We start from the raw sequence: 14959 nt of genomic DNA, 5'->3' as shown, positions 1-14959 counted from the left end.
CTGCGCCCGTGAGTTCGGCGAGTAGCGGCGCCGTCTACGGTCCCGGCACCGCCAGGATCCGGTTGTCGATCAGGCGAGCCTTGCCGACCCACGCGCAGACGGCCAGGAGCGTGGGGCCCGTAACCTCGTCCACCAGGCGAAGCTCCCTGGGGTCGCACAGGTCGGCGTACTCGAGACGCGCCAGGGGCTGCCGGGAGATCTCTTCCACCACCGCCTCACGGATCCGCGCGGCCGCGGTCTCGCCGCCGCGGACCAGCGCCTCGGCCCTGCCCAGGGCGCTTTGCAGACAACGCGCGGCCTCCCGCTCGGCCGGCCCCAGGTAGCGGTTCCGCGAGCTCATGGCCACGCCGTCGTCCTCCCGCACCGTGTCGCATTCGACGATCTCCACCTCCAGGTTCAGGTCGTCGCGCATCCGCCTGATGACCTGGACCTGTTGGTAGTCCTTGCGGCCGAACACGGCCACGTGCGGGCGCACGATGTTGAAGAGCTTCAGCACCACCGTGGCCACGCCGCGGAAATGTCCCGGCCGGTGAGCGCCGCACAACGGCCGGCTGACCTCTTCCACCTCCACGTAGGTCTGATATCCCGGCGGGTAGATGTCCTCGACCGAGGGATTGAAAAGGAGATCCACTCGCTCCTCCACAAGCAGCCGGACATCGCGCTCCAGATCCCGCGGGTAGCTGTCGAAGTCCTCGGAGGGAGCGAACTGGGCGGGATTGGCGAAGATGGAGACCACCCGGCAGTCGCCGTGCTTCACGGCCTCACGCACGAGGCTCAGATGGCCTTCGTGCAGGTATCCCATGGTGGGCACCAGGACGATGCGCTTCCCCTCGCGCCGGGCACGGCCGCTCCATGCCTGCATCTCCGGGATGGCGCGGATGTTGGGTAACGCTTGCATGGCGCGAGGCGCCGCCGCCCGTCCTCAGTGGAACGTGTGCTCCTCCGCCGGGAACGCCTCGGTCCGCACCTCTTCCATGTAGCTCTGCACCGCGCCGCCGATGGTTTCCTTGAGATTGGCGTAGCGCTTGACGAACTTGGGCGTGAAGTCGTCGAACAGGCCGAGCATGTCGTGGACCACGAGGATCTGCCCGTCGCAGTGCATGCCGGCGCCGATGCCGATGGTGGGAATGGTCAGGCGCTGGGTGATCTCCCTGGCGAGTTGCACGGGGATGCCTTCCAGCACGATCGCGAACGCGCCGGCTTCCTCCACCGCCACGGCGTCCTCGAAGATGGCGCGGGCGTCGGCTTCGCCGCGCCCCTGGATGCGATAGCCGCCGAACTGGTGCACGGACTGGGGAGTCAGCCCCACGTGCCCCATGACGGGCACGCCCATCTTCACCAGCGCCTCGATGGCGGCCGCCTGAGTGACGCCGCCTTCGAGCTTGACCGCTTCGGCGCCGCCCTCCTGCACGAGCCTCCCCGCGTTGCGCTTGGCTTCGTCCACGCCCAACTGGAAGGTCATGAACGGCATGTCGGAAACCACCAGGGCGCGCCGGCGTCCGCGGATCACCGCGCGCGTATGGTAGATGATGTCCTCGACGGTGACGGGCAGCGTGCTCTCGTGCCCCTGCACCACCGAGCCCAGCGAATCGCCCACCAGCAGGAGGTCGATGCCGGCCTCGTCCAGGATACGGGCGAAGCAGTAGTCGTAGGCCGTAAGGCAGACGATCTTCTCGTCGCGTTCCTTCATGCCCCGGATTTCCGGCGCCGTCATTTTCCGTCCCATTCGTTTTCCTCCTCGGAACAATCCACGACCGACAAAGCCACCGACAAGGCCGAAAGCAAAAAAGCCTCCCGGACCGATCCGGAAGGCCATCCCGCTACCGTGGAAACGATAGACGCCAGAATGTCTCATCCGTCTCGGTCCGGCGCTTCCGGATCCAAGCGGCAACGCGCGTCTTCCCGCTGCCCCCTCGTGGAGTCGGCCGGCTCGGCCTGACCGCTCCGGGGCTTGGCGTGACGCATCACACCGACGGAAAGATGGGACGGATACTAGCGCGATGGACGGGAAAAGTCCAGCCGGTTGATAGCCTGGTTTACGGCAGCTTGTACGAGCTGTCGTCGATAAGGCGGCGGAGGTCCTGGCGGAACTCGCCCTGCCACTTGGAAAGGACGACGTCCGCGGGGCAAAGGCCTTGCTGCACCAGGTCGCGCAGAGCTTTCAGGTGAATGGTCTCGTCCTCGCCGCGCCGGCTCAGGGCACGCTGGCGCGCGAGGCCCTCCCAGGCGATGTCCACCATCTCCTTGGCCACGTCGCCCAGGGTGTAGCGGCGGAAGCGCGCGGCGGGCCCGTGCTTGTGGGAGTCTTGGTAGGCGGTCATGCGCTCGTCGAAGGACCACCCCTTGACCAGGTCCCAAGCGGCGCCCAGGCAGTCGGCGTCGTAGCAAAGACCCTTGATGAGGGCCGGCAGGGCGGGCATGAGCTCGGGCGCCTGGCTGTCCGCGGAGCGGAACTCCATGTAGTGCTTCAGGCGTACCTCGGGGAAGAGCGTGGTCAAGTGAAGCTGCCAGTCGGCCATGGTGGCGTACTCGCCCTGGTGCCCGTGCTCCAGGAAGTGGCGGAACGGGATCCCGGTCATGTCGATGTAGTTACCCTCCCGGGAGATGAGGTACATGGGGACGTCGAGGGCGTACTCCACGTAGTGGTGGAAGGTGGCATCGGGGGAGAAACAGAACTCCAGCAGGCCGCACCGGTCCGTGTCCGTGTGTGTCCAGATGTGGCCGCGGTAGCTCTTGAAGCCGTTGGGCTCGCCGTCCGAAATGGGCGAGTTGGCGAACGCCGCGCCGATCACCGGCGCCAGGCCCATGGTCGTGCGCAGCTTCGCCATGGCGTCCTTCTCGTCGCCGTAGTCGATGTTGGCCTGCACCGTGGCGGTCTGCTTCATCATGCGATGGCCCAGGGTCCCCACCTTGGACATGTAGGGTCCCATGATGCGGTAGCGCCGCTTGGGCAGCCACTCGATCTCGTCCACCCGGCTGAAGGGCTGGATTCCAAGCCCCAGGAAGGCCACGTCGAATCGCTCCGCCACGTCGATCAGCTCGCGGATGTGCTGGGAGAACTCGGCGTTGCTGCAGTGGATGTCGTCGCACGGCTCGCCGCTCAACTCGATCTGGCCGCCCGGCTCCAGGGTGATGGCGTGGTTGCCGCGCTTCAGACCGATGAGAAAACCCTCCTCTTCCTGCGGCTCCCAGTCGTAGTCGCTTACCAGCCCTTCGAGAATGGCCCGCACGCCGCGACGCCCGGAGTAGGACAGCGCCTTGGCGGTGTCGCGCTCGATGCCGACCTTCTCGTACTCGGTGCCCACGCGCCACTGCTCGCGTGGCTTGCCGGCCTCGTGAAACCAGGCTTCCAGTTCGTCGTGTCTTTCGATGACTGCCATGGTGCGGATTCTCGTGACGGGATGGGAAACTCGCGTGCCCCTACGGAACACAGACGTTCCGCAGGTTCTTGGGATAGGGCGCGGTGACCACGGCCTTTTCGGTGATGATGGCGGACACCAGCGAATGATCGGTGACGTCGAACGCCGGGTTCAGGGTGTTCACTCCGTCGGGCGCGATGCGCCGTCCGGCGATGTGGGTCACCTCGTCCTCCGCGCGCTCCTCGATGGGAATCTCCGCTCCGGAGGGACAGGACAGGTCCACGGTGGAAGTGGGGCAAGCCACGTAGAACGGAATCCCGTGGCGCCGGGCCATCACCGCCACGGTGTAGGTACCGATCTTGTTGGCCACGTCGCCGTTGGCGGCCACCCGGTCGGCCCCCACCACGACGGCGTCCACACGGTTCTGCTGCATGACGTAACCCATCATGTTGTCGGTGATGAGCGTGACCGGGATTTCTTCCTTGCGCAGCTCCCACGCCGTCAGTCTGGCGCCCTGCAGGAACGGCCGCGTTTCATCCACGAACACCTCCTCGAGGGGCATTCCCGTTTCCTTCATCGCCCGCAGCACCCCGAGCGCGGTGCCGTAACCCGCGGTCGCCAGGGCGCCCGCGTTGCAATGGGTCAGGATGCGCCGGGAGTCCTTCAGCAGCGCCGCGCCCAGACCGCCAAGCCTGCGGTTCGCGGCGATGTCCGCGTCGTACATCTCGACGGCCGCCTCCTCCAGCCGCTGTTGCAGCGTCCCCAGGTCCCCGTGCCTGTTGGCCTCGTAGACGCGCCTCATGCGTTCCAGCGCCCAGTGCAGGTTCACGGCCGTGGGCCGGGTGTCCGCGAGCGTCTCGAACACGTTCCGCATGACGGCCTCGACGTTCTTCGCATCCCGGACGTGCCGCGCCCCCAGGGCGACCCCCATGGCCGCGGTGACGCCGATGGCGGGCGCGCCGCGCACGACCATGTTGCGGATGGCCTGGGCCACCTGGCGGTAGTTGCGGCAAACCCGGTAGACCTCCTTCCGGGGCAGGCGCCTCTGGTCGATGAGCAGCAGTTCTCCGTCGCGCCACTCGATGGTTCTTACGGACATGTCGGTTCTTTCGGCGGCCGTTTCTTCATCCGGAGGTCGATTGTCTTTGCTCCTTGCTCAAATATAGTACCCATGGAAGGAGGGTCAAGGGTAGCCGGACACGGCGCACCCGGCGGCCCCGGCCGCACCATGACCGACCTGATCTTCGGAGTGTGGGGAAACCTGCCGCTCCTGTTGCGGCGCCGCGTCGCCGAGACGCGGGGGGACGCGATGCCCCCCGAACCCTAATCCATCCGTTTGCGCAGAAACGTCGGGATGTCGAAGTCGTCCTCGGCCACGTCCTTCTCTTCGAGATCGATGGGCTGAGGAGCGCTCGACTCCTTTTCCTCGCCACGCTGCCAGTTCGGACCGCCGTACTCGTCGTCCACCAGGGTGCCGAGATGCACGATCTTCTTGTCCCGGGCATCCCGCACGCCCAGACCCAGGGATCCCTGCTTTTGCTGCGGCGCCTCCTTCTTGTCCACGGTCGCCGGCTGCGGCGCGCGCGTTCCTTCGTCGCCGAAACCCGTGGCGATGACCGTGATGCGCAGCTCGTCCTCGATGGTTTCATCAATGACCGCGCCGAAGATGATGGTGGCGTCGTCGTGGGCTTCGCCCTGGATCAGGGTGGCCGCCTCGTTGACCTCGAACAGGCTCATGTCGGCGCCGCCGGTGACGTTGATCAGCACGCCGCGCGCGCCGTTGATGGACACGTCCTCCAGCAACGGGCTCGAGATCGCCTGTTGCGCCGCCTCGAGGGCGCGGTTCTCGCCGGTGGCCGAAGCCGCCCCCATGAGTGCGAATCCCATCTCCCTCATGACCGTGCGCACGTCGGCGAAGTCCAGGTTGATGAGCCCCGGCGTCACGATCAGGTCGGCGATGCCCCGGACCGCCTGGGTCACCACGCCGTCGGCCACCTTGAAGGTCTCCAGCAGCGTGGTGGACTTGCCGGCGATGCTGAGCAGACGCTGGTTGGGGATGACCACGAGGGTATCCACCTTGTCCTTGAGCTCCCGGATGCCTTCTTCCGCCTGTTGCATGCGGCGCTTGCCTTCGAAGATGAAGGGTTTGGTGACCACGCCCACCGTGAGCGCTCCCACCTCGCGCGCGACGCTGGCGATGATCGGCGCGCCGCCCGTGCCCGTGCCGCCGCCCATCCCGGCGGTGATGAAGATCATGTCGGCGCCGGTGAGGAATTCACGGATGCGCTCCCTGTCCTCCATCGCGGCGCGGCGGCCCACTTCCGGATTGGCGCCCGCCCCAAGCCCCTTGGTCATGGAGTCCCCTATCTGGACCTTGATCTCGGCCTTGTTCGCGTCCAGCGCCTGGCTGTCCGTGTTGGCTACGATGAAGTCCACGCCCTTGAGGCCCTCTTCGATCATCGTGTTGACCGCGTTGCCGCCGGCCCCGCCGACGCCGATCGCCTTGATCCGGGCTCCCGATTCGATCGGATCCACCATCTCGAACATGACATGCCCTCCTTTTGCGGATGTCTACTCCTGTTTGACTTCAGTGCCGTACTAAAAAAATTCCTTGAACCATTCGGTCATGCGCCCGCGCACCTTGAAGAAAACGTCGTTGTCGCGCACGCGGAAGAGGTTGCGGTCCTGCTGCCCGAGGCCGTAGAGCAGCAGGCCGGTGGCGGTGGAGTAGACCGGACTGGACACCACGTCCACCAATCCGACGACGTTGCCCGGCACGCCCTGGCGCACCGGCACGTCGAAGATCCTCTCCGCCATCTCGACCATGCCCGGCAGCAGCGTGGACCCTCCGGTCATGACGATGCCCGACACCACCTGCCGCGCGTAGCCCGACTTGGTGAGCTCGCGGTGCACGAGATGGAAGACCTCCTCCAGCCGCGGCTCGATGATCTCGCACAGCACCTGCCGCGACACCGTCCGCGGGCTGCGCCCGCCGACGCTGGGCACCTCCAGCATCTCGTTGCGGTTGACGACGTCGGGCCCCACCGCGCCGTAGCGCTGCTTCAACTGCTCCGCCGCCGCCATGGGCGCGTGCAGGCCCGCGGCAATGTCGCTGGTGAGGTGGTTCCCGCCCACGCTCAGCACCGCGGTGTGCTTCACCGAGCCGCCGTGGAACAGCGCGATGTCCGTGGTGCCGCCGCCCATGTCCACCAGCGCCACGCCCAGCTCCCGTTCCTCCTGGGTCAGGGTCGCGTCCGCGGAGGCCAGCGGCTCGAGGACGAAATCGGCCACGTTGAGACCGGTGCGGTTGCAGCACTTGATGATGTTCTGCGCCGCCGCCACCGCGCCGGTGACGATGTGCACGCTGGCTTCGAGGCGCACCCCGGCCATTCCCCGCGGTTCCTGGATGCCTCCCTGGCCGTCGAGGGCGAACTCCTGCGGCAGCACGTGCAGCACCTCCTGGTCCAGCGGGATGGCCACCGCCTTGGCCGCGTCGATGACCCGGTCGACGTCGGCGTCGGCGACTTCCTTGTTCTTGACCGCCACCACCCCCTGGCTGTTGAACCCGCGGATGTGACCGCCCGCGATGCCCGCGAAGACCGTGTTGATCTCGCAGCCGGCCATGATCTCGGCCTCCTCCACGGCCTTCTTGATGCCCTCGATGGTGGCCTCGACATTGATCACCACGCCCTTGCGCAGGCCGTTGGAGGGATGGATTCCGACCCCCACCACCTCGGGGCCCTGCTCGGTCTGCTCTCCCACCACCGCGCAGATCTTGTGGGTGCCGATATCGAGTCCAACGACGAGATTGTTCTTCTTGGCCATAGCGTGTCACGCCCCTTCGTTTGATCGCGATCGTGGCTCACGCCCGCTTTCGCGGACGCGCCACCACCTGGCCCTTGAAACTCAAGTCCACGGCCCTGAAACGGGCCCCTTGTTCCCGGAACTCGCGCAGGAACCATTGGAGCCTGCGGAGCTTGTCGTCCCAGTCGCCCCAGCCCATGTGGAACGGCACGGCGTAGGAAACCGGATAGAGCACGACGCCGCCGCCCGACCGGAAGCGGATCTCCGACAGATCCAACCCGGCTCGCTCCACCGTGTGCGCCAGCTCCAGCACCTGCGACAGCTTCTTTCGGGTGTCCGGCGCTTCCGGCACGAGACCGGCGGCGCGCAGGCCGGTGACGAACGGCAAGTCGACGGAGTCCTCCTCGTCGAGGGCCTTGAAGATAACGCCGTCGTCCGCCACGTAGTACAGCCGGTCCAGGGCGACGATGCCGCCGGGGCTCCACTCTTCCACGGTGATGGTCAGCCGCGCCGGCAATTCCCGCCGCACCAGCGCCCGCTTCACCCAGGGATGCCGCTCCACCTTCCGCCCAAGCTCCACGGGGTCGGTGCTCCAGATCCCGGTGTGCGGCCCCAACCCGGTCATCACCACGATGTCCTCGCCTTTCACCCGTTGCGCTCCCAAGACCTTGACCTCGCGCACCGTGAAATGGGGATGCGTGAGGACGAACTCCGAGATATCCCTTGCCGTGCCGCGAATGGCCGCGGACGCCTCGATCACGACACGGGACTGCCGGTAGACCCCGGCGAAGGCTTCCGGGTAAAGCCACGCGGCCAAGGCCAACGCGCACGCCGCGGCGGCGCCCGCGGCCAGCCCCGCCCGGCGGCGGCCGAACCTCCTGAACCTGGCGCGCCGATCAATCATGGGCCGCCTCCGGCGCCGGGGCATTCCGGGTTCCGTTCCTGAGCACGGCCCGGTCGAGGATGCGCTCCACCAACTCGCCGAACCCGATGCCGACCCCCGCGGCGATCTCCGGCAGCAGGCTCAGCGGCGTCATTCCCGGCAGTGTGTTGACCTCGAGCGCGTACAGGCGCCCCTCCGGGGAGATGCGGAAGTCCACGCGCGGCGCCCCTTCGCAGCCGAGCGCCGCGCACGCGCGTGCCGCCAGCCGCATCGCCCGGCGGTAGAGCGGGCGCGGCAGGGGCGCGGGAAAGACGTGGGACGCCATGCCCGAGGTGTACTTGGTCTTGAAGTCGTAGAACCCCGTCACCGGTCGGATCTCCGTCACCCCGAGCGCCTCGCCGTTGAGGATGCCCACCGTGATCTCCTTTCCGGACACGTAGGTTTCCACCAGCGCGTCGCGGTCGAAGCGGCAGGCCTCGCGCACCGCCCGCGCCATGTCCCGCCGCCGGCGCACGATCGAGACGCCGATGGTGGACCCTTCGGCGCGCGGCTTGACCACCACGGGCAACGGCAGCCGGACGTCCTGCCAGCGGTCCGCGGCCACCACCTCGCAGGCCGGCGTGGGAATGCGGTTGCGCACCAGCACCTGCTTGGCCAGCACCTTGTCCATGCACAGGGCCGACGCGGTCACCCCCGAGCCCGTGTAGGGAATCCCCATGACTTCCAACAGCCCCTGCACGCAGCCGTCCTCGCCGAGCTTGCCGTGGAGCGCGATGAAGGCCACGTCGATGCGCTCCTCGCGCAGGCGCGCGGGCAGGTCCGGGCCGACGTCGATGAGCGCCACCGACGCGTAGCCGCCATCGCGCAAGGCGCCGGCCACCTCCTTGCCCGACACCAGCGAGACCTCCCGTTCCGCGGAAGGCCCGCCGTAGAGGACCCCCACGCGGCCGGAGCGGTATGTCCCCGCCCGTGCGCTCATCGCGGCCATTCCCCCACGAATCGAACCTCCGGCTGCAGGGTGACGGCGAAGCGGCTCTCCACCGCGCCGCGCACCTGCTCGACCAGGCGCCACACGTCCTCGGCGCGCGCGCCGCCGAGGTTCTGTATGAAATTGGCATGGCGCCGGGACACCTCCGCGCGCCCCACGCGCAGGCCCTTGAGCCCGGCCGCCTCGATCAGCCGTCCGGCGTGGTCCCCCGGCGGATTGCGAAAGACCGAACCGAAGTTGGGCCGGCCCGACGGCTGGCTGGCGCGGCGCCGGGCCATGATCTCGCGCATCCGCGTCTCCGCCGCCGCCGGCGCGTCCGGCGTGAGCGTCAGGTCCACGCGGGTCACCACCGCGCCCGCGGGAAGGCGCGTCTCGCGGTAGGCGAAGTGCAGCTCGTCGCGCTCGAGCGCCAAGGGCGCGCCCGCGGCGGTCAAAGCCTCAACCCTGGTCACCACGCGTTCCATCTCCGATCCGTAAGCGCCGGCGTTCATCACCAGCGAACCTCCCACGCTGCCGGGAATCCCTTCGGCGAACTCCAGTCCGCCGAGGCCGCGGCGCACGGCCTCGCGCACCAGCCGGCTCACGGCGCAGGCCGCGCCCACGCGCGCCCCGTCGCCCAGCCAGCGCACCCGGCGGAACTCCCCGCGCAACCGCAGCACGGTGCCGCGCACGCCCCGGTCGCTCACCAGCATGTTGCTGCCGTTGCCCAGCAGCAGCACCGGCGCGGCGCGGCGCGCCAGGAGCTCCAGGCACGCGCCCAGGCCCGTTTTCGTGTGCGCCTCGACGAAGCAATCCGCCGGTCCCCCGACCTTGAAGGAGGTGTAGCGAGCCAGGGGCTCGCCCGCCTTCACCTCCAGGCCGGGGATGCCGCTCAGCTCCACGGCCAGCCGGTTCGTGCTCATGGGCGCTGTTCCCGCAGGCGCTCAAGCAAAGACTCCCCTACCTTGTAGACGTCCCCCGCCCCGAGGGTGAGGACCATGTCCCCTTCCGCCAGTCGCGGCAGCAGCCCGCCGGCGATGTCCTCCCGGGTGGCGACGAACTCGACGTCCATGTGACCCCGGCGCCGAATGGCCCGATACAGTTCCTCGCCGCCGACACCCGGCACCGGCTCCTCGCCGGCGGCGTAGACCTCCGTGAGGATCAGCCGGTGGGCGCGGTCGAAGGCCGGCACGAAGTCCTCGAACAGGTCCTTCGTGCGGCTGTAACGGTGCGGCTGGAACACCACCGTCAACGGCCGGTCCCAGCCTTCCGTAATGGCCTGCAGCGTGGTCTCGATCTCGGCCGGGTGATGCCCGTAGTCATCCATGACCAGCACCCCGGCCGCCTCTCCCTTGATCTCCGAGCGGCGGTGGATGCCGGCGAAGGCGCCCAGGGCCGCGGACGCTTCAGCGAACTCCACTCCCAGCTCCACCGCCGCCGCGATGGCGGCCAGCGCGTTGGCGACGCTGTGACGGCCGGGCATGGGCAGCGTCACGGTCCCGAGCGCGCGGCCGCGGCGCAGCACCGAAAACGTCGACTCCATGCGCCGGGTCGCCACGCACTCGGCGCTGAAGTCGGCGTCCGCCGACAGGCCGTAGGTCACCACCCGCTTGTTGACCCGCGGGATCAGCGCGCGCACCGTCGGGTGGTCCAGGCACAGCACGGCGACGCCGTAGAACGGCACCTTGTTGACGAAGGCCAGGAACGCGTCCGCCAGGGCTTCGGGAGTGCCGTAGTAGTCGATGTGCTCGCGGTCGATGTTGGTCACTACCGCCACCACGGGCGAGAGCAGCAGGAAGGTGCCGTCGCTTTCGTCCGCTTCGGCCACTAGGATGTCGCCCTTGCCCATCTGCGCGTTGCCCGCCAGCGAGCGCACCCGGCCGCCGATCACCAGCGTGGGGTCCATGCGCGCCTCGGTGAGCACGTGGCCGATCATCGACGTGGTGGTGGTCTTGCCGTGGCTTCCGGCCACCGCGACGCCGTACTTCATGCGCATCAGCTCGGCGAGCATCTCCGCCCGCGGAATCACCGGGATCTGCCTTTCCTTGGCCGCCGTTACCTCGGGGTTGGCGAACTTCACCGCCGTCGAGATCACCACCACCGAAAGCTCCTCCGGCAGGTGGGCGGCGTCGTGGCCGATGTGCACCGCCGCCCCCAGCGCGGCGAGCCGCCGGGTGGCGTCGCTTTCCTGCAGGTCGGAGCCGCTGATCTCGTAACCCAGGTTCAACAGCACCTCCGCGATGCCGCTCATGCCCACGCCGCCGATGCCGACGAAGTGCACCCGGTGACGCCGCTCGAACGGTCTGATATCACGGCGCGCCGGGCTCATGAGCTTGCCGCCTCCTTGCCGGCCGGCCCGGGCGCGGCGCCGGATTCGTGCCGCGACCACGCCGGCACCAGCGCGTGGCACTCGTCGACGATGCGCTCGGCGGCGTCGCCCCGGCCCAGGCGGGCGGCCGCCTCGCCCATGGCGCGGCGCCGGCCGGCGTCGCCGTGGAACGTGCGAAGAGTCTCCGCCAGCCCCGTGGCGCTCAGCTCCCGCTCCACGATCATCACCGCGGCGCCCACCTTTTCCAGCGCCAGCGCGTTGAGGCGCTGATGGTCGTGGGCCGCGTAGGGATACGGGATCAGCACGGCGGGCTTGCCGAACAGCGTCAGCTCCGCCAGGGTGGAGGCGCCCGCCCGGCAGACCACCAGGTCCGCCGCGGCGTAGGCCCGGTCCATCTGGTCGATGAACGGCAGCACCTCGGCCTCGCACGGCAACGACGCGTAGCCTTGCCGCACCCGATCCTCGTCCGCGCGCCCGCTCTGGTGCGTCACCCGAAAGCCCGCCGCCTCCTCCCCCATGTGCGCCAGCGCGCCCAGCACCGTCTCGTTGATGCGGCGCGCCCCGGCGCTGCCGCCGAAGACCAGCAGGTGGAAACGCTCCGCTTCCCGCTCCACCTCCGGCAACTCGCGCCAGCGCACCGGCGTGCCGGCGAGCACCACCTTGTCCGCGGGGAAGTAGTCCACGCTCTCGCGGAAGCTGGTGAAGATCCGGTCCACGAGCCGGCCCAGGACGCGGTTGGTGAGGCCCGGGCGCAGGTTCTGCTCCAGCACGGCGCAGCGGATGCGCCGCGACACGCCGGCGAGCAGCAGCGGACCCGAGGCGTAGCCTCCCAGGCCGATGATGCACTGCGGATCGAAGCGGCGGATGATGGCGCGTGAGCGCCACAGGCTCAGGGGGATGCCGTACAGGCCTTCCACAAGTCCCTTGAGGCCGCGCCCCTTGAGGCCGCGGATGGGCAGCAGCTCCAGCGGGAACTCGGTCCGCGGGATCACCCGGCTCTCGATGCCCCAGCGGCTTCCCACGAAGAGAATGCGCGCGTCCTCGTGGCGCCGGAGGAACTCCCGAGCCACGGCGAGGCCGGGGAAGAGATGGCCGCCGGTGCCGCCGCCGGCCACGATCAGTCGCATGGCGGGTCCCTCCGGAAGGAAGCGCTCAGGAGCATCCCCGCCACCGTGAGGTGCACCACCATGGCCGAGCCGCCGTAGCTCACGAACGGCAGCACCAGGCCCTTGGTGGGCACCAGGCCCATGACCACGCTCATGTGCACCAGCGCCTGCAGGCCCAGGAGCAGTGTCAGGCCGAACACCATGAGGCGCGTGAACGAATCCTCGCGTTCCAGCGCCAGCCCCATGCCGCGGAGCAGCAGGATGCCGAACAGCAGCACGACCAGGAGCGCGCCCCACAGCCCCAGTTCCTCGCCGATCACCGAGTAGATGAAGTCCGTGTGCGCCTCCGGCAGGTAGTGGAGCTTCTGCCGGCTCTGCCCCAACCCCCGGCCCCACAACTGGCCGGAACCGAAGGCGATGTAGGACTGGATGATCTGGAAACCGCTGTTGGCCGAATCGCTCCAGGGGTCCAGGAAGGCCAGCAACCGCTTGACCCGGTAGTCCGCGGTCATGATCAGGAACGCGGCGACGGGCAGCGCCGCCATGGCCACGGCGGCGAGGTGCGTCGTCCGGCCGCCGGCGACGAAAAGCATCGCCATGGCGATGATGGCGAGGATGAACGCGGAGCCGAAGTCCGGCTCGGCCAGCAGCAGCAGCACGAACAAACCGGTCACCAGCAGCGGCGGTAGCAGCCCGGACACGAACTGCTGCAACCGTTCGCCCTTCCTGGACAGCGTGTAGGCCAGGTAGAGAACGAAACTCACCTTGGCCAGCTCGGACGGCTGGAACACGAACGGCGCCACCCCGAGCCAGCGCTGGGCGCCGCCCCGGACCAGGCCGACGCCCGGCAGGAGCACCAGCACCAGGGAAGCCAGCGCGACCACGAAGAGCGGCACGGTGAGACGGCGGTAGACCGAGGGGGGCAGCACGACGGCGGCGCACAGGCCGATGACGCCGGCCGCCACCGCCACCAACTGCTTGCGGAACAGGTAGGTGCCGTCGCCGAAGCGTTCCTGGGAATAGAGGTAGCTGGTGTTCAGCACCATGGTGATGCCGATGGCGAGCAGCACCACGAGGCTGATGACCATCCAGCGGTCCATGTCGCGGATCGCGCTCATAGGGCCTGCACCAACTCCTTGAACGCGCGTCCGCGCTCGGCGTAGTTCTCGAACATGTCGAAGCTCGAACACGCCGGCGAGAGCAGCACCACGTCGCCCGGGCGGGCCGCCGCCCGGGCGACGCACACGGCGGCGGGGAGGTCATTTACCACCACCGTGTCCGCGGACGCGCCCAACGCCTTTCGCATGAGCGGCGCCGACGCGCCCAGCAGGATCAGTTTGCGCACGCGTTCCCGCACCAGCGGTGCCAGGGTGTCGTAGCTGCCGCCCTTGTGCACGCCGCCGGCGATGAGCACCACGGGCGCGTCGAAGCTCGCCAGCGACTTCTCCACCGCGCCCACGTTGGTGCCCTTGGAGTCGTTGTAGTAGCGCGCGCCGTCCAGCTCGCGCACCAACTCCAGCCGGTGCTCGATGCCCGGGAAGCGCCGTGCCGCGGTCGCCACGGCGCGCGCGCCGGCGCCGGCCGCCCGGGCCGCGCACAGGGCCGCCATGACGTTCTCGACGTTGTGCACCCCAAGCAGCCGCAGATCCCGCAACGGCAGACGCTCCTCCGCGCCGCCGCCGCGCCACACGATCCCGTCTCCCGCGACGAACGCCCCCGCGTCCACTTCGGACCAGCCGAAGGACACCACCCCGGCGCTCAACCGGCGCCGCAGGCCCCACACCCAGGGATCGTCGCGGTTCAGCACCGCGACGTCGCCCGGCTGCTGGGCGGCGAAGATCCGGGCCTTGGCCGCGCCGTAGCTTTCCAGTCCGTCGTAGCGGTCGAGGTGGTCCTCGCTCAGGTTCAGGAACAGGGCGACGCGCGGGCGGAACTCCCGCACCCATTCGAGCTGGAAGCTGCTCACCTCCACCACGCCCCAGTCCCAGTCCTCGTCCACGTGGTCGATGAAGGGCTTGCCGATGTTGCCGCCGGCGAACACGCGCAGGCCCGCCGCCTCCAGCATGGCGGCCAGGAGGCTCGTGGTGGTGGTCTTCCCGTTGGTGCCGGTGACGGCCGCCAGCGGCATGGACGCGAACCGCGCCGCCAGCTCGATCTCGCTCAACACCTCCATGCCGCGGCGCGCGGCCTCCACGAGAAGCGGATTGTCCCGCGGCACCCCCGGACTCGGCACCACCGCGTCCACGCCGTCGAGCCAAGCCGGATTCTCCGCGCCGAAGTGGCATACCGCGGGCAGCGGCGCCAGCTCCGCCCGGGCCTGTTCCATTTGCCCGGCGGCGCGCGCGTCCACGCCCACCACCGTGGCGCCCCGGCGCGTCACGAATCGCGCCACCGCCAGACCCGTGCGCGCCAGGCCCAGCACCATGATGTTCTTGCCTTCCAGTTCCATGACCGGCTTGCCGTCCGTGACCGGCTCCACGCTCGTTGCGACCGACGACACCTTCGCCACCC

13 protein-coding genes are annotated in these 14959 nt (G+C 69.0%); all 13 read right to left on the bottom strand.

The window, feature by feature from the left end; genetic code table 11:
* Positions 1–34 precede the first annotated feature (34 nt).
* Positions 35–898 (bottom strand): pantoate--beta-alanine ligase, encoded by an 864-nt coding sequence (gene panC / locus OXU42_16970; protein ID MDE0031081.1) that lies wholly within the window; start codon positions 896–898, stop codon positions 35–37.
* Positions 899–922: 24 nt separating this feature from the next.
* Positions 923–1726 carry a 3-methyl-2-oxobutanoate hydroxymethyltransferase gene (gene panB, locus OXU42_16965; protein ID MDE0031080.1) on the bottom strand — a complete coding sequence of 268 codons (804 nt, stop codon included), beginning with the start codon at positions 1724–1726 and terminating at the stop codon, positions 923–925.
* A 310-nt stretch (positions 1727–2036) separates the two neighbouring features.
* On the bottom strand, positions 2037–3380 hold the full coding sequence (locus tag OXU42_16960; GenBank protein ID MDE0031079.1) for a glutamate--cysteine ligase: 1344 nt from the start codon (positions 3378–3380) through the stop codon (positions 2037–2039).
* A 40-nt stretch (positions 3381–3420) separates the two neighbouring features.
* Positions 3421–4458: an S-methyl-5-thioribose-1-phosphate isomerase gene (gene mtnA, locus OXU42_16955; GenBank protein MDE0031078.1), complete on the bottom strand. Its 1038-nt coding sequence runs from the start codon at positions 4456–4458 to the stop codon at positions 3421–3423.
* A gap of 224 nt (positions 4459–4682) precedes the next feature.
* Positions 4683–5906 (bottom strand): cell division protein FtsZ, encoded by a 1224-nt coding sequence (ftsZ, locus tag OXU42_16950; GenBank protein ID MDE0031077.1) that lies wholly within the window; start codon positions 5904–5906, stop codon positions 4683–4685.
* A gap of 51 nt (positions 5907–5957) precedes the next feature.
* Positions 5958–7184, bottom strand: coding sequence for a cell division protein FtsA (gene ftsA, locus OXU42_16945; protein ID MDE0031076.1), 1227 nt, complete (start codon positions 7182–7184; stop codon positions 5958–5960).
* A gap of 37 nt (positions 7185–7221) precedes the next feature.
* On the bottom strand, positions 7222–8067 hold the full coding sequence (locus tag OXU42_16940) for an FtsQ-type POTRA domain-containing protein (protein ID MDE0031075.1): 846 nt from the start codon (positions 8065–8067) through the stop codon (positions 7222–7224).
* Entirely contained in the window at positions 8060–9025 is a 966-nt protein-coding gene (locus tag OXU42_16935; protein ID MDE0031074.1) for a D-alanine--D-alanine ligase, read from the bottom strand. The genes OXU42_16940 and OXU42_16935 overlap by 8 nt, the downstream gene beginning before the upstream one ends.
* The gene (murB, locus tag OXU42_16930; GenBank protein MDE0031073.1) at positions 9022–9936 is read right to left on the bottom strand and encodes a UDP-N-acetylmuramate dehydrogenase; all 915 of its coding nucleotides are present in this window, start codon (positions 9934–9936) and stop codon (positions 9022–9024) included. Before murB ends, OXU42_16935 begins: the two co-directional genes overlap by 4 nt.
* Positions 9933–11342 (bottom strand): UDP-N-acetylmuramate--L-alanine ligase, encoded by a 1410-nt coding sequence (gene murC / locus OXU42_16925; GenBank protein ID MDE0031072.1) that lies wholly within the window; start codon positions 11340–11342, stop codon positions 9933–9935. Before murC ends, murB begins: the two co-directional genes overlap by 4 nt.
* On the bottom strand, positions 11339–12469 hold the full coding sequence (murG, locus tag OXU42_16920) for an undecaprenyldiphospho-muramoylpentapeptide beta-N-acetylglucosaminyltransferase (protein ID MDE0031071.1): 1131 nt from the start codon (positions 12467–12469) through the stop codon (positions 11339–11341). Before murG ends, murC begins: the two co-directional genes overlap by 4 nt.
* On the bottom strand, positions 12460–13566 hold the full coding sequence (ftsW, locus tag OXU42_16915; GenBank protein MDE0031070.1) for a putative lipid II flippase FtsW: 1107 nt from the start codon (positions 13564–13566) through the stop codon (positions 12460–12462). Before ftsW ends, murG begins: the two co-directional genes overlap by 10 nt.
* On the bottom strand, positions 13563–14948 hold the full coding sequence (gene murD, locus OXU42_16910) for a UDP-N-acetylmuramoyl-L-alanine--D-glutamate ligase (GenBank protein ID MDE0031069.1): 1386 nt from the start codon (positions 14946–14948) through the stop codon (positions 13563–13565). The genes ftsW and murD overlap by 4 nt, the downstream gene beginning before the upstream one ends.
* Between the last annotated feature and the right edge of the window lie 11 nt (positions 14949–14959).

It is taken from the genome of Deltaproteobacteria bacterium (genome assembly GCA_028818775.1).
Classification (GTDB): Bacteria; Desulfobacterota; Binatia; order UBA9968; family JAJDTQ01; genus JAJDTQ01.
The sequence above is the reverse complement of the archived record's forward strand: the minus strand, read 5'-3'. Positions and strand labels throughout refer to the sequence as shown.

Bases quoted from the DNA above. Each gene is read 5' to 3' on its own strand.
- OXU42_16940 (MDE0031075.1), bottom strand. From the start codon at position 8,067: ATGATTGATCGGCGCGCCAGGTTCAGGAGGTTCGGCCGCCGCCGGGCG.
- mtnA (MDE0031078.1), bottom strand. From the start codon at position 4,458: ATGTCCGTAAGAACCATCGAGTGGCGCGACGGAGAACTGCTGCTCATC.
- panB (MDE0031080.1), bottom strand. From the start codon at position 1,726: ATGGGACGGAAAATGACGGCGCCGGAAATCCGGGGCATGAAGGAACGC.
- murB (MDE0031073.1), bottom strand. From the start codon at position 9,936: ATGAGCACGAACCGGCTGGCCGTGGAGCTGAGCGGCATCCCCGGCCTG.
- murC (MDE0031072.1), bottom strand. From the start codon at position 11,342: ATGAGCCCGGCGCGCCGTGATATCAGACCGTTCGAGCGGCGTCACCGG.
- OXU42_16960 (MDE0031079.1), bottom strand. From the start codon at position 3,380: ATGGCAGTCATCGAAAGACACGACGAACTGGAAGCCTGGTTTCACGAG.
- ftsW (MDE0031070.1), bottom strand. From the start codon at position 13,566: ATGAGCGCGATCCGCGACATGGACCGCTGGATGGTCATCAGCCTCGTG.
- ftsZ (MDE0031077.1), bottom strand. From the start codon at position 5,906: ATGTTCGAGATGGTGGATCCGATCGAATCGGGAGCCCGGATCAAGGCG.
- ftsA (MDE0031076.1), bottom strand. From the start codon at position 7,184: ATGGCCAAGAAGAACAATCTCGTCGTTGGACTCGATATCGGCACCCAC.
- panC (MDE0031081.1), bottom strand. From the start codon at position 898: ATGCAAGCGTTACCCAACATCCGCGCCATCCCGGAGATGCAGGCATGG.
- murG (MDE0031071.1), bottom strand. From the start codon at position 12,469: ATGCGACTGATCGTGGCCGGCGGCGGCACCGGCGGCCATCTCTTCCCC.
- OXU42_16935 (MDE0031074.1), bottom strand. From the start codon at position 9,025: ATGAGCGCACGGGCGGGGACATACCGCTCCGGCCGCGTGGGGGTCCTC.